19 protein-coding genes are annotated in these 13,219 nt (G+C 57.6%); 14 read left to right on the top strand and 5 right to left on the bottom strand.

Going from position 1 to position 13,219, the window contains the following annotated elements; all coding sequences use genetic code 11:
• Positions 1-9: 9 nt before the first annotated feature.
• A complete protein-coding gene (locus ACIGG6_RS03485) occupies positions 10-678 on the bottom strand; it encodes an XRE family transcriptional regulator (RefSeq protein WP_399842266.1) in 669 nt (222 codons plus the stop codon).
• Between the two features lie 296 nt (positions 679-974).
• A complete protein-coding gene (locus ACIGG6_RS03480) occupies positions 975-1,172 on the bottom strand; it encodes a hypothetical protein (protein ID WP_399842263.1) in 198 nt (65 codons plus the stop codon).
• Positions 1,173-1,220: 48 nt separating this feature from the next.
• Between ACIGG6_RS03480 and ACIGG6_RS03475 the strand changes: the two genes are divergently transcribed.
• From ACIGG6_RS03475 to ACIGG6_RS03425, 11 genes are all read left to right on the top strand, one after another.
• Positions 1,221-1,547, top strand: coding sequence for a hypothetical protein (locus tag ACIGG6_RS03475; protein WP_044627873.1), 327 nt, complete (start codon positions 1,221-1,223; stop codon positions 1,545-1,547).
• 55 nt (positions 1,548-1,602) lie between these two features.
• The gene (locus ACIGG6_RS03470) at positions 1,603-1,809 is read left to right on the top strand and encodes a hypothetical protein (protein WP_399842261.1); all 207 of its coding nucleotides are present in this window, start codon (positions 1,603-1,605) and stop codon (positions 1,807-1,809) included.
• A 25-nt stretch (positions 1,810-1,834) separates the two neighbouring features.
• On the top strand, positions 1,835-2,041 hold the full coding sequence (locus ACIGG6_RS03465; RefSeq protein ID WP_399842260.1) for a ribbon-helix-helix protein, CopG family: 207 nt from the start codon (positions 1,835-1,837) through the stop codon (positions 2,039-2,041).
• Between the two features lie 36 nt (positions 2,042-2,077).
• Positions 2,078-2,263, top strand: coding sequence for a hypothetical protein (locus tag ACIGG6_RS03460; RefSeq protein ID WP_399842257.1), 186 nt, complete (start codon positions 2,078-2,080; stop codon positions 2,261-2,263).
• The gene (locus ACIGG6_RS03455) at positions 2,263-2,547 is read left to right on the top strand and encodes an ogr/Delta-like zinc finger family protein (protein ID WP_219863131.1); all 285 of its coding nucleotides are present in this window, start codon (positions 2,263-2,265) and stop codon (positions 2,545-2,547) included. The genes ACIGG6_RS03460 and ACIGG6_RS03455 overlap by 1 nt, the downstream gene beginning before the upstream one ends.
• 4 nt (positions 2,548-2,551) lie before the next feature.
• On the top strand, positions 2,552-2,953 hold the full coding sequence (locus ACIGG6_RS03450) for a hypothetical protein (protein ID WP_399842254.1): 402 nt from the start codon (positions 2,552-2,554) through the stop codon (positions 2,951-2,953).
• Positions 2,950-3,216, top strand: coding sequence for a hypothetical protein (locus tag ACIGG6_RS03445; protein WP_399842253.1), 267 nt, complete (start codon positions 2,950-2,952; stop codon positions 3,214-3,216). Before ACIGG6_RS03450 ends, ACIGG6_RS03445 begins: the two co-directional genes overlap by 4 nt.
• On the top strand, positions 3,213-5,321 hold the full coding sequence (locus ACIGG6_RS03440) for a replication endonuclease (protein WP_399842251.1): 2,109 nt from the start codon (positions 3,213-3,215) through the stop codon (positions 5,319-5,321). The genes ACIGG6_RS03445 and ACIGG6_RS03440 overlap by 4 nt, the downstream gene beginning before the upstream one ends.
• A gap of 209 nt (positions 5,322-5,530) precedes the next feature.
• A complete protein-coding gene (locus tag ACIGG6_RS03435; protein ID WP_399842248.1) occupies positions 5,531-5,752 on the top strand; it encodes a TraR/DksA family transcriptional regulator in 222 nt (73 codons plus the stop codon).
• Positions 5,753-5,890: 138 nt separating this feature from the next.
• Positions 5,891-6,211: a hypothetical protein gene (locus tag ACIGG6_RS03430; RefSeq protein ID WP_399842245.1), complete on the top strand. Its 321-nt coding sequence runs from the start codon at positions 5,891-5,893 to the stop codon at positions 6,209-6,211.
• Entirely contained in the window at positions 6,208-6,426 is a 219-nt protein-coding gene (locus ACIGG6_RS03425) for a pyocin activator PrtN family protein (RefSeq protein ID WP_399842242.1), read from the top strand. The genes ACIGG6_RS03430 and ACIGG6_RS03425 overlap by 4 nt, the downstream gene beginning before the upstream one ends.
• Here ACIGG6_RS03425 and ACIGG6_RS03420 read toward each other — a convergent pair.
• Complete coding sequence (locus tag ACIGG6_RS03420; RefSeq protein ID WP_399842240.1) at positions 6,423-7,445, bottom strand: site-specific integrase; 1,023 nt, start codon at positions 7,443-7,445, stop codon at positions 6,423-6,425. The two genes, ACIGG6_RS03425 and ACIGG6_RS03420, sit on opposite strands and share 4 nt — an antisense overlap.
• A 138-nt stretch (positions 7,446-7,583) precedes the next feature.
• Between ACIGG6_RS03420 and dusA the strand changes: the two genes are divergently transcribed.
• Positions 7,584-8,627, top strand: coding sequence for a tRNA dihydrouridine(20/20a) synthase DusA (gene dusA / locus ACIGG6_RS03415; protein ID WP_399842237.1), 1,044 nt, complete (start codon positions 7,584-7,586; stop codon positions 8,625-8,627).
• A gap of 67 nt (positions 8,628-8,694) precedes the next feature.
• Here the strand turns inward: dusA and ACIGG6_RS03410 are convergent, their stop codons facing one another.
• Both ACIGG6_RS03410 and ACIGG6_RS03405 read right to left on the bottom strand, forming a co-directional pair.
• Complete coding sequence (locus tag ACIGG6_RS03410; RefSeq protein WP_399842236.1) at positions 8,695-10,152, bottom strand: catalase; 1,458 nt, start codon at positions 10,150-10,152, stop codon at positions 8,695-8,697.
• 192 nt (positions 10,153-10,344) lie between these two features.
• Positions 10,345-11,376, bottom strand: a complete 1,032-nt coding sequence (locus tag ACIGG6_RS03405) for a succinylglutamate desuccinylase/aspartoacylase family protein (RefSeq protein ID WP_399842234.1) — start codon at positions 11,374-11,376, stop codon at positions 10,345-10,347.
• A gap of 235 nt (positions 11,377-11,611) precedes the next feature.
• On the opposite strand from ACIGG6_RS03405, the gene ACIGG6_RS03400 reads away from it, so the two are divergent.
• Both ACIGG6_RS03400 and ACIGG6_RS03395 read left to right on the top strand, forming a co-directional pair.
• Positions 11,612-12,223 (top strand): TetR family transcriptional regulator, encoded by a 612-nt coding sequence (locus ACIGG6_RS03400; protein ID WP_253505353.1) that lies wholly within the window; start codon positions 11,612-11,614, stop codon positions 12,221-12,223.
• A 61-nt stretch (positions 12,224-12,284) separates the two neighbouring features.
• Positions 12,285-13,211 (top strand): alpha/beta fold hydrolase, encoded by a 927-nt coding sequence (locus ACIGG6_RS03395; protein ID WP_253505356.1) that lies wholly within the window; start codon positions 12,285-12,287, stop codon positions 13,209-13,211.
• Positions 13,212-13,219: the final 8 nt, after the last annotated feature.

The following is a 13,219-nucleotide window of genomic DNA, read 5'->3' as shown; positions in this document are numbered from 1 at the left end:
GTTTTACAGTTACACGATCCTGCCAATCCGAATCTCACACCGCCCCAGAATCTCCACATCGTGCATATCTTGCGGCTTGATCATCTCCGGCTGGTAATGCTCGTTATCACTAATTAAGAACAACGCCCCGCCCGCCAAGCGCTGTACCCGCTTAATCCGCCTTTCACCACTCACCAGCAGCAAAAACACCCCCTCCTGCTTCGGGTCGCGCTTGCTCCGATCCACCAGCACCCAGTCACCATCGGCCAGGGTGCCGTCCATTGAATCCCCACGCACTTTGATGCCCACCACCTGGGCAGGGTCTAGCCCCTGCTCGGCCAGCTCGCTGCTGGGAAAGTGCAGGATGGTTTTCACTGGCTCGCCTTCAAAGCTGCGCCCTGCCCCAGCGGCGGCTTCGATGTCGTACATCTTCACAGGTGAAAACTCAGGCCCAGGCTCGATGGCTGGCAGCCCTAATGGTTGTGCATCAAGAGTGCCAGGGCGATCCCCTGTCAGCACGTAATGCGTATCTACACCGGCTTGGTGTAAGGCCTGCAAGTAGTCGGCTTTAGGGCTGCGCTGATCGGTTTCATACAGGCGCTGCGTGTTTTTAGTGATCCCCGCCTTATCGCCAAGCTCAGTTTGAGTTAGCCCTAAGCGTTCCCGCTCTTCACGTAGCCTGCCACCAATAGAATCCATTTAGATCCCTTACTCCGCTTGACAGGTAATCCAAACGAATCCATCATTTGAATCACCAACACTCTGAAAGACACTCAAAACAATCCATTTGGATTACAAAGGAGCCACTGCCATGGCCACACCCGCTGAATCTCACTGCCATATCCCCCTGGAAGGCCACCAACAAGTGATGGCCAACAAGGTTCTTGCCGAAACCGTGGGAGAACTCGCTAAGCAAGGCTTAACAGGGGAAGAACTGCGCAAACGAGCTACCGATCTTGCCACGGCCCTATGCGCAGGTATCCACCATGTTGCCACTACAGCTCCTTGTAGTAAGCCGTCAGCTTCTTGTGAAAGGCAATAACAGCTTCAGCAAGGGCTTCTCCGTCTCCAGCGCCCATTGCTTTGTGCTCATTGCCAATACCAAAAGCACCTGTTTCGCAAAGAGCTACTACAGCTTCATGGGCTGCCTTTTCGGGATAAGAGGTCGGACTAACTACTCGTTGCTCAGACATAACCAAAGCCCTCCTTGGGCATCTGTAATCACAAAGGAAACCACTGCCATGGTCACCATCATTGCCACGATCATCTTGCCGCCTTCCCCCACCGTGCTATTTCGCGGGGTGGAAGTGAATCTGGACCGCTGTTCACCACGCACCCGCCGCACCATTGAAACGGCGCTGCGCCAGGGCACGGAGAAGCCCAACCCGCTGGCCGATCTCGAAGCGCTGGAAGAGCGCACCACCGCCCAGGCGGTGAGCCAGCTCGCTGCCACGATGCTGGCCCAAAACGCGCCGTTTGAGCAGGTGGAAGACGCCCTGTGCGAACTGCGCACCCACATGGATGAGCATTTCCTGCAGCGCAAGCTGGTGCGCTTGTACGAGCGCTAATGCGCTGCGGATTAAGTCTTTCACTCTCTAACACATCGTTCGGGAAGCCTAACCCATGACCACGCCCAACGCTATTGCCCCAAAGCCAATTTATGCCCCCAAGGGCTGCAACTGCCCAATCATGGCCCACGTGACCGAAGACGAACGGGAGGAACTCAAGCGCATCGCCGAGCTGGAAATGCGCACCCTCTCCGCCACGGCACGGATGCTCATGCTGCGCGGCATCGCCCAGTACGACCAAGACACCCTCAATGCCGAATGACCCTGCCTGCATAAGGAAGCTTGCCATGTACCAGGACCCAAAGCGCGTTCGCTCCCATAAGGCCACCGTTTATTTAGATGACTATGAGCTTGCCATCATCCAGGCCCATGCCGATTACAACGGCGTGCCCAAGGCCGAAATCATGCGCCAAATGCTGATGAAAGAAGCCAGGGACGTATTAGGCATCGATCTCTCTGGCCTTACCGAGAGCATCGCCCAGCGGGCTATGTGAGGCCAGGAACATATCCACCGTGCATCCGAGGTAACCATGCCGGAACAACCGATGGATCTCGACCAGCAAACCAGCGCCGTGCTTGACGCCGTTCGCGAACAGCAAGGCTTAGAGACACGCGATCAAGCGGCTGAGTGGCTGTTGCGTCGCCGCATTCGTCGAGGTTCCCAAGGGCTCACTGGCCGCGGCCGCGCCCTTTACCCCGTAGGGAGAAACCATTGATGTCGACCGCTTCCAAGCACCGTATGCCCTGCCCCCACTGCGGCCACAACATGCGGGTCCGCAATAGCCAGGGGCTAACACCGGTGTACCGCGAAGGGGTAGTGGAGTGCCGCAACGTGGAGTGCGGCTTTCGAGGCAAGGCGGGGTTTCAGGTGCTGCACACCCTAACCCCGAGCGACATTCCCAACGCCCGGGTGGATCTGCCGTTCGCGCCTCGTCTGATCCAGCAGATGCAATTGGACATCACCCGCCCAGCCGCCAACGACGAACGTTATGAGGGTTAAGACGATGCAAAAAGTTGCCCATTTACCCCGCCCCCCACGGCCACAAACCGACCGCGCAGGCTTTGGCGCCTTACGCGCGGAACTGCACAGCCGCGCCGCCGACCAGGACCTCATTCAGGTGTGGGCGGATCTTCCCCACGCCGAGCGCCGTTTCGTGTTGAAAAGCGCAGGCCTGCACGAAGATGCCACCGTGCAAATCCGCCAGCTTGCCAAGCCAGAACGGGAAGCTGTTCGGTCGGCGATTCACCGTATGAGTCGCTACGCCAGCGGCCTGAAAGACCAGCTCAACCAACGCACCCAACACCCAAGCGCGGAATTGGCCAGCCACGCCCGCCAAGCCATCGCGGAAGGCAACACCAAAGCGGCGCTGCACTGGCTCAGCCTGATCGAAAAGGGGGTCGCATGAACGTGAACAGCATCATGCTTGGGCTCTATGAAGCGCACGCGCAACTGAAAAGCCTCGCCGCTGAACTTCAAGTACAACCGACGCAGAACAGCCAAATGGCCGGTGAAGAGCTAAAGCGCGAAGTTGAAAAACTTGGCTGCCAGCTAACCCAAATCGAAGGCGTTTTAGGGGATAATGATCTTGCGATCGCCGCTACGCTGGCGGCCGCTCTCTGCGAAACGCCGCCGCGCGTCATCGGGGTGGTTCAAGAGGTCAAAGCGTGAGCGCGTTAGCCCTTGCCTTTCAGCACAGCTCTGGCACCAAGGATTGCTACGCCTTTCTGCAGGCGCACTTCGAGCGCTTGCCCTCGCTGGCCAGTCAGTTAGCCGATGGCTATGTCCATGTATCAAAGCGGCATGGCCACGCCGCGGCTAACCGCTGGCTTCGCCGCCACGCGCAGGATCTCATCGACCCGGCCAGCATCTACCGCCGCTTTTCAGCCATCGCGGAAGACTTAGAGCGTGGCTTTAACGCTCTGGTGAAGCGAGCCTACACCACCATCGAAGGCCTGAAAGCCGCCTGCGAGTGGCTGGCCAGCGTTCAGGATCGCTTAGTGGTGCACGGCCTAAACGTCACCCACGATGATGACGCGGTCATCAATCACGCCCAGGCGCAGGCCACGGCGCTGGAACGCGAGCGCAGCAAGCTGATCGGCGGCATTGCCGAGCATAACCGCCGCCTGCGCTTGGGCTTGCTGCCACCCCCGCTCAACCTGAAAACGCCTAAGGCACGCACCCTTTCCGGCCAAGCGCGTGAAGTGGCGCTGCAAATCGCCACCTCACGCAACCCGCTAAGCCCTCCCTTGGGCATCATTCCATTGATGGCGGTTTTCCGGTGGCATCGCGCCCCGGTGATGAGTTTAGCCGTCGTCAATGAAATGGCGCTCGAAAAGGCCCGACACCGCGCGCGCCTGCATGGCATTAACCCGCCTAGCCTCAAGCTGAAAAGCAGCGTTCAGCTCGCCAAACTCACGGACCCCATTTGGTGGCGTCGGCAGTTGCGCCGCCTGGGCGGCCGCCGGTTAGAACAGGTACAGCGCGAGGCGCACCGTGTGCACAAACGCGCAGGCATTTACTGCAGCAACGACACGCTCGACCGGCGCCGCGCTCAGAAGAACCGCAACCGCGCGTTGCTGGAAGCGCTGGAAGCCATCAACCAGGAAGGCCAAGTTTACACGCTGGCCGAACTCGCCGAGCTGGGCTTATCCAACCCCGACCACCGCCGCGCTGAATTGATGCTGCGCATCAGCGACACCGAGGCGGAATCTCGCCGTATGGGCCATGTGGGCATGTTCTACACCCTCACCGCGCCGTCGCGCTTTCACCCGGTGCTTTCCAGCAATAGCGCCCGCAATCCGAAGTATGACGGCAGCACCCCGCGTGAGGCGCAAGCCTACCTGCAGCAAGTATGGGCGCGCACACGGGCCAAGCTGGCGAGAGAAAACATCGGCGTTTACGGCATCCGCGTGGTGGAGCCCCACCACGATGGAACGCCTCACTGGCACTTACTGATATGGGCCGCGCCGGAACACGCCGACACGGTCACCGAGATTCTGCAAAGCCATGCAGAAGCGGATTCTCCGGAGGAGCTTTATAACCGCCGGGGAGATAAGACGAACGCTCGCTTCAAGGTCGAGCAGATCGACTACCGGCGTGGCACCGCCGCTGGCTACGTGGCCAAGTACATCTCGAAGAACATCAACGGCGAGCAGTTCACCCGCGAAGGCGTGGCCAACGACGATAAAGACCGTTACGGCCACGAACTCACCAGCGTGGCGCCGCGCATTGAATCCTGGGCGGCCGTGTGGGGCATTCGCCAGTTTCAGTTTGTGGGGCTGCCCAGCGTCACCGTGTGGCGTGAAGTGCGCCGACTCAACGAAAAGCACATCGACGAGCTAGCCACTTGGGAAGCCGCCACCCGCCCCGAGCGCCGCGTGGCGGATCGCCTGCACCAGATCCGCAAGGCCGCCAACGCGGGCCAGTGGGACCAATTCTTACGCTTGATGGGCGGCCCCAACCTGCCCCGCAAACAGCGCCCCATCAAACCCTGGACGATGCCCCGCGTGGATCTCCAGCAAGCCGAATTCAGCCACGCCACCGGCGAAGTGCGCCAAGGCGTCGAAGCCAAAGGCCGCCACGGCGAAAACAAGCTGGGCACCTTCGGCATCGTCGTCTCCGACGGCCGAGGCAATGAACACGAATACCTGACCCGCTTTTACAAGTGGGAAGTGCGCAGCAAGTCGCAGCGCCACCAGGGGGGTTCGGGAGGCGGCGAAGCCGCGTCCCCTTGGACTCGTGTCACTAACTGTACGCAGAGGCCTGATATTTAGCCCCGCGAGCCATCACCAGCGGAGCGAGACGCCCAGCTCGAACGCCTTAAAGCGTGGCAGAGCTCAGAAATTTACCGAGTGGAACGCGATGCCGAGTACGAAGACGCCATCGCCGCCCGAGAAGCCGCGCGAAACCTGTTCGCGCCGCCCACCCCTACCCCGCAGGAAGAATACTTCCCGCCTGAATTGTGTTAACCGAAGGAAAAACGATGGCCGATAACGCCGACCGCGCCGCGGTCACCATTCAACAAAGCCTGGAAGCCACACTGGCCAACCGCGCCCAGCTCGCCACCCAAGCCGCCAACGATGACTGCATCGATTGTGGCGACGAGATCCCAAGCGCCCGCCGCCAAGCCGCGCCTTGGGCCACTACCTGCATCGGGTGCCAAAGCATTCGTGAAATGAGGGGGAAGCATGTTCGTCAATCTTAATAGGTTACTGATGATCGGCCTCTGGCTCTTCGGAGTGGTAGTGGCCAAAGGTTTCTGGTCAACGTTCTTCGCCGTGACCGTTTTTCCCTATGCCTGGTACTTGGCGGTTGAACACTTACTGACGTTCTGGGGGGTGATATGACCCAGTCAACTCCATCTCAAACGCCACCTCTCCCCAAAGGAGGTGTAGTGGCCAGGCAAGCGGCAATGCTGTGCTCTGATCCTGCTTTCCAGCTTTACCTGGATCGCCGTCGACGGTTCAAGCACAACCTGACAGAAAGCCAGCTACCCGATGGCACACATAACGCAAAAGACGCACGTGATTGGTTAATAGCCGCCTGCAACATCGAAAGCCGCGCCGAGCTAGATAGCAACTATCATGCGCGCCAAACGTTCCGCATGATCCGCAACCGCTTCAACCACTGGCGGGCAAAACAAAAGGGAGAGAGCCAATCATGAAAACCGAGTTCATGCTGCTGGCGTGCTACGAAAAGCCGCTGATACCGCTGGAAGTGTTCTGTGCTGACATCATGGGCGTGTCGCTACAAACCGCCCGCAACCGGATCGCGCAAGGCACCTTCCCGGTGCCCCTCACCCGCACCGCCCGCCAACCGATGGTGCATATTGCCGATGCTGCCAAGTACATCGACGCCCAGCGTGAGAGCGCGGCTTAACGCGCTCGATCCCTCGCCGCGAGTTCCGCCGGCCGCAAATTCACGTAACGCTGCAGGCTTTTCCAGTCTCGGTGCCCGGACACCATCGCCACCTCCTGGATCTGATAGCCGCGCTCGAACAAGCGGCTAATCCCCTCATGACGCAAGTCGTGAAAATGCAGGTTCTTGATATCCAGATAAGTGCAAATACGCCGGAAGCCATTGGATACCGATTCGGAGTTGAACGGAAAAATCAGCTCATCCTCGCGCGGTTGGGCCTCGATAATTGCCTGGGCCTCGCCCATCAGCGGCACCACTTGGTCGGTCTTCTTGGTCGGGTGCTTGCGCAGGCGCACGACCACCGTGCCATCCTCTGGCGAGAAGTCATCCCAGCGCAGCGAGCATATTTCATCAAGCCGCATGCACGAATCGACGGCAAAACGCACCAGATCGTAGTAGTTGATACGTCGCAGCGCCCGATTGTGCTTCGTGTGCGTGAGCAGCTCTGCCAGCTCATCCGGCAGCGGCCGACGATCACGGCTCTCGGGATGCCCCACCAACCCCGCCCGCTGTAGCCCCTTCCTCCAGGCAGACACCTTGCTCTTGTACTCACTGTGCAATCGCCCTTCTACCACTGCGGTCGTGACCGCCCCCGAGAGAAATAGTATGTCCAGTTGGACCGTTGCAGGGCTCACGCCGTCTATATCGATCCGAGCACGACAGTAATCGGCCAGGTGCTGGTACGTCAGGTCTGATACCAGCCATTCGGAATCGAATCCCTTGAGCAGGTTATTGGCCGCCGTTTTGTTTTTCCGGCCCCGACTCGATATGACGTCGAGGTGGCGTAGATGCCCCTCCATAAGATCACCCAGGGTGGGAGCCACCCCCTGGCCAATCAAACCCGCCTCGAGGTCGCGCTCGACTTGGTTAGCCCACACTTGAGCACGGGCCTTTGTCGTGAACGTCTTACTTTGAACTGCATGCCCCTTCTTGCGTACAATAGCTCGCCACCGAGCACCCCTTTTCTGATACGTCGCCACGATGTACCACCCCCTCGCCGATTCACCAAATCCAGTGCCATGGGTACGTTATTGGTACACCCGGCATGGTTATGGACGGTATCAGAGAGTACTTAACATGTATATTCAAACAGTATCTTAAAGGTACAAGTGATTGAAATGATTAGTCAAAGCCCTGCCGACGCGGCACGCCGGTTTTCTGTGGCACCCATGATGGACTGGACTACCCGCGACTACCGCGCCTTCGCGCGCACGCTCACCAAGCGGGCGCTGCTGTACACCGAGATGGTGACCACGGGGGCGGTGCTGCATGGTTCTCCTCGCGAGCGCTTTTTGGGCTATAGCGAGGTGGAGCATCCGATTGCTTTGCAGTTGGGAGGCAGCGATGCGGGTGAGCTGGCGGAGTGCGCGGCGATTGCGCAGGCGTGGGGCTATGATGAGGTCAATCTGAACGTTGGCTGCCCTAGCGACCGGGTGCAGAACAATATGATTGGCGCGTGCCTCATGGGCCATCCCGAAAAAGTGGCGGCGGCGGTGAAGGCCATGCAGGCGGCGGTGTCGATCCCGGTCACGGTGAAGTGTCGTATTGGTATTGATGACCAGGATGAAGACGCCGATTTAGCACGGTTTATTGATATTGTGGCCTCAGCAGGCTGTGAAGTATTTACCGTGCACGCCCGCAAGGCGTGGCTTCAGGGGCTATCGCCGAAAGAGAATCGCGATATTCCACCGCTAAATTACCCCCGCGTGCACCGACTAAAGCAGAGCCATCCTGAACTGCATATTGGTATCAACGGCGGGATTAAAACCCTGGCGGAGTGCCAAGCGCAACTTGAGCAGGTGGATAGCGTGATGGTGGGTCGTGAGGCGTACCAAAATCCGTGGCTATTGTCGGGTGTGGATGAGCAGCTCTTTGGCGAGCCGGGCCCGGCGCGTACACGCTTGGAAGCGGCCACGGCGTTTCGCCCATACATTCAGCAGCGGTTGGATGAAGGTGCCAAACTGAACCACATTACTCGGCATTTGTTGGGGCTTTTTCAGGGCTGCCCTGGCGGGCGTCGGTTCCGTCGTCATCTCTCGGAGCACGCACATAAAGAGGGTGCAGGCTTACGCTTGTTTGATGACGCGCTCGGCTTGGTTCGTGAGCCTGAGTTCGAAGCGGAGCCTATCGACGAGCAAACAAACCGCCAGCCCGTGACCTAACGGCCAACAGGCTGGCGGTTTAACGAACGCCCAGCGATTTTATCGTTGGGCGTTTTCTTTTGAGAGGCTACTGCTGCGCGCGAATGCCTTGCTCAATACGCTCGCCTACTTCTTGATCGATATTGCGCCAGTACTCAAAGGCGCGTTCCAAGACCGGTTCCGTCACGCCACCGGAAAGATGCCCCACCACGTTGGAAACCAAACGGTCGCGCTGGGCATCGTCCATCACCTCACGCACCAGCATGTGTGCTTGGCTCCAGTCGTCATCATCTTTGCGCAGCGTATACGCGGCGCGCACGAATTGCCCATCCGTCGACCACACCGCATCTTCCGGGTAGCGCTGCCCGTCTGCCTTGGGGCCGCCTTTGCTATTGGGCGTGTACACCGGGTCGGTGGAGTGACGAATGCGCATCGCGCCGCCCTGGGTATAGCTATGTACTGGACTTTTGGGCGTATTAACCGGAATATGCTTGTAGTTCACCCCTAACCGCGCACGGTGGGCATCGGCGTAGGAAATAGAACGAGCCAAGAGCATTTTATCTGGAGAAAGCCCGGTGCCCGGCACCATGTTGTTGGGCTCGAACGCGGCCTGCTCAATCTCGCTGTGGAAATCCGTGGGGTTACGATCCAGGGTCAGCTTACCGACCTCAATCAACGGGTAGTCTTTATGAGACCACACCTTGGTCAGATCGAAGGGGTTTACTCGGTAGGTTTTGGCGTCTTCAAACGGCATGATCTGCATCTGCAGCGTCCAGGTGGGGTAATCCCCGCGCTTGATCGCCTCAAACAGGTCGCGGCGGTGGTAATCCGCATCGCTGCCGGCCATCTGGTCAGCCTGTTCCTGGGTCATGCACTTAATGCCTTGATCGGTTTTAAAGTGATACTTCACCCAAAACCGCTCGCCTTCTGCGTTTACCCACATATAGGTATGGCTGGAGTAGCCGTTCATATGCCGCCATGTGGCCGGTACACCGCGGTCGCCCATTAGCCACGCGACTTGGTGGGCAGATTCTGGCGACAGCGTCCAGAAATCCCACTGCATATCATGATCGCGCAGGCCGTTATCCGCACGGCGCTTTTGGGAGTGGATGAAGTGCTGGAACTTCATCGGGTCGCGCACGAAAAACACGGGGGTGTTGTTACCCACCATGTCAAAGTTGCCTTCCTCGGTATAAAACTTAATCGAGAAACCGCGCGGGTCGCGCCATGTGTCCGGGCTACCGCTCTCCCCCGCTACGGTCGAAAAGCGAATCAGCACATCGGTTTTCATGCCAGGCTGCAGAAATTTAGCCTTGGTGTATTGGCTGATATCCTGGGTGACTTCGAAGTGGCCAAATGCTCCACTGCCCTTAGCATGGGGTTGGCGGTTAGGAATCATTTCACGGTTAAACGCTGCCATTTGCTCCATCAGATAGTGATCGTGCATCACTATCGGGCCATCGGCGCCTACCGAGAGCGCGTGCTCGTCGCTCGCAACTGGAATACCTGACTCATTAGTGGTGGGATGCTGGCTACCACTGCTCATTGCTCTTCCTCCTTGTCACACTCGACATGGCACGGTCTGCACCACTGGAAATGACCGCTTTTGCAACACTATTTAATGTAAGCTAAAGCGGCCCCCACACAGGTATAGTCAACAAGGAGGTATTGCGCCATCCATGGCACCAGATACTTGGCTATTAGAGCAATAGCTTTTGTTTATTAGCTGCGTTGGATGTTAGTACATCGCATCCGGTGGCGGGGTCAGGCTAGATTGGAAGCTCTCAATGGCCGTTTCAGCTTCTTCAATTTCGTCAAAACGGGCAATGTGATAAAGCGCTTCACCTTCATTAGCCAGCGGTAAACGGCTCATGCCAATCACAATACCGTCCGCCATGGCGAGCACTTCGCCTTCGTCATTACCAAATGGGTCAGCGACTTGACCAAGTATCTCGCCTTTCGCCACTCGCGCGCCCAAGCGCACCTTGGGGCGTAAAATGCCGTCGATGGGTGCTCGCGCCCAGCTAGAGCCATTAGCAAGCTCAGCCGGTGCGGGCGCACGGCGGCGCTGTTCGCCTGCTAACATCCCCAGGCGCCGCATCACGCGTAGAATACCCTTTACACCGGGGGCAATCGCCCACTCATCAAAGCGCAGCGCTTCGCCCGCTTCATAAGTAAGTACCGGAATACCACGATTCTGAGCATAGTGACGCAGGCTGCCTTCACGTAGCTCAGCGTTTAACACCACCGGGGCACCGAAAGCATCGGCCATGCGCTCAGTTTCACTACCCGCGCTTAGCTGCGCGCGAATCTGCGGCAAATTGGTGCGGTGGATGGCGCCGGTGTGAAGGTCGATAATATGCGTGGCGTGATCGACAATCTCTTCGCGGAACAGCGCAGCGATACGGCCGCCCAAAGAGCCTTTTTCACTGCCGGGAAAACAACGGTTTAGATCTCGCCGATCAGGCAGGTAGCGTGTTTGCTGCAGAAAGCCGAATACGTTCACCACGGGCACCGCTATCAGCGTACCGCGCAGGCTGTTAATCGCTTTAGAGCGCAGCAAACGGCGGACAATTTCGACCCCGTTAATCTCGTCACCGTGAATCCCCCCGCATACCAACATCACCGGGCCGTCTTTACGCCCATGCACCACTTCTACCGGAATATGTAGCGGCGTATGGGTATACAAGCGCGCCACCGGCACGTCGATCTGTAAACGTTGCCCAGGCATGACGGTATGCCCAGCTAGAGTGAAAGGTGCTCGCGCCATTGCAATTCCTTAAACGTGCGTTGAAGCAGTGCTGCCCCGGTCACATCACATGATGACCAAAGCGTTTTAAAACAGCGTTTTCAAATACGTCTTATACGCTTTTTAAGACTAAATGACGAGCTTCCTAACCTACATTATCAACTTAAACAGCTTATCCATACAGTTTTGAATGTAAAAGAGGCGGTACTTCAGATAAAATATAGCGATCACGTGTCGATATCGAGGTTACGGTTTCATGGTAAGAAAAACCAAAGCGGAGGCTGCTGCAACTCGCGAAGCGCTGTTGGATGCTGCTGAAGAGGTGTTTTTCGAAAAAGGCGTAGCCCGCACGTCGCTTGAGCAAATCGCCCGCCATGCCGGCCTAACCCGGGGTGCCGTTTATTGGCACTTTAAAAATAAGGGTGACCTTTTCATGGCGCTGGTGGAACGGGTACGCATGCCGTTCCAGTCGCTGATGGAAGAGGTCAATAATACTGACCCAACTATCTCACCGCTGGAAGCTATTCGGCTTGCCTGCCATGCGGGGTTAAACCGTTTAGAACAGCCCTCCCACCAGCGCATCTTATCTATTTTGCTGCATCGCTGTGAATTTTTTAGCGATATCAACCCGATCGAGATGCAGGACGAGATTTCCGAAGAGTGCTTTGACGAAATGCTTCTCGTCTTTCAATTAGCCCAACAGCAGCACTTGCTACGCGACGATATCACTCCAGAAGTTGCCACACGGTTGATGCAGTCCACGTTAGGTGGCCTTTTCCACGATTGGCTACGTAACCCCGACGCCTTCTCCTTGCGAGCCCGAGGCGCTGAGCTCATTGATGCCTTAATTAAGATGCTGCAACGCTAGCCTTCTCGCTGCACTGCAGCAATACTTCTATACTGAGCAAGTCCCTGTATAGGAGTCTTAAATGGATGTACTTGAGTTTGTCCGTGTGCGTGAGCTTGATATCGCTGTCCGCATTTGGAACCCTGATGCTAAAAGGACTCTGATTGCTTGGCACGGGCTGGCCCGTCACGGCGGTGATTTTGCTGCCCTAGCCCAGGAGCTGGGCAGTGAATGGCGGGTAATCGCACCCGACACGCCGGGGCGCGGGCTTTCCAGCTGGTCGCTTTTCCCCGCCCACGACTATCTCTACAGCCATTACATCACCATCGCCATTGCGCTGTTGGATCATTACCAGCTCGAACACGTGGATTGGCTGGGCACCTCTATGGGTGGCTTACTGGGATTGCTCATCGCGGCAGATGATCAGCATCGCTCGCGCATCTCGCGGTTAATTCTTAACGATGTCGGGCCAGAGCTAAACAAAGAGGGCCTTATCGCGCTCTCTAGCTACTTTGGCGTTACCCATCGCTTCAACAACTTTGCCGACTTAAAAGCTGAGCTCACCAAGCACTACGCCAGTTTTGGCATTTCTAGAGAAGAGGAGTGGCGGGAGCTAGCGCTGAGCAGCGCACGCCGCCTACCCGACGGAAGCTGGACCTACCACTTCGACCCGCGCATTGGCGAGCAGTTTATTCACGATACGCCTCGCGATATATGGGCCGATTGGGCCAAACTCCGCTGCCCTGTCATGGTGATTCGTGGCGAAACCTCTACCCTGCTGGATGCAGAAACGTTACCTAGAATGAGCGAGGCTCAACCATCACTAAAAACGTTCACTGTAGATGGTTGTGGCCACGCCCCCATGCTAAATACAGCCGTACAGGTAGCGCCGATTCGCCACTTTCTCGACGTTCCACTTAGTCATTACCGCGCACCAGAAACAACCGCCACTGCTTCGCCCTCTATCTTGCACTGGTTTGCGAAGCAGTGGCGGCGTTGGTTTGGTTAAAACATGCT

Source organism: Vreelandella lionensis (assembly GCF_044543515.1).
Lineage (GTDB): Bacteria > Pseudomonadota > Gammaproteobacteria > Pseudomonadales > Halomonadaceae > Vreelandella > Vreelandella lionensis.
This window is presented reverse-complemented; position numbering and strand designations above follow the sequence as displayed.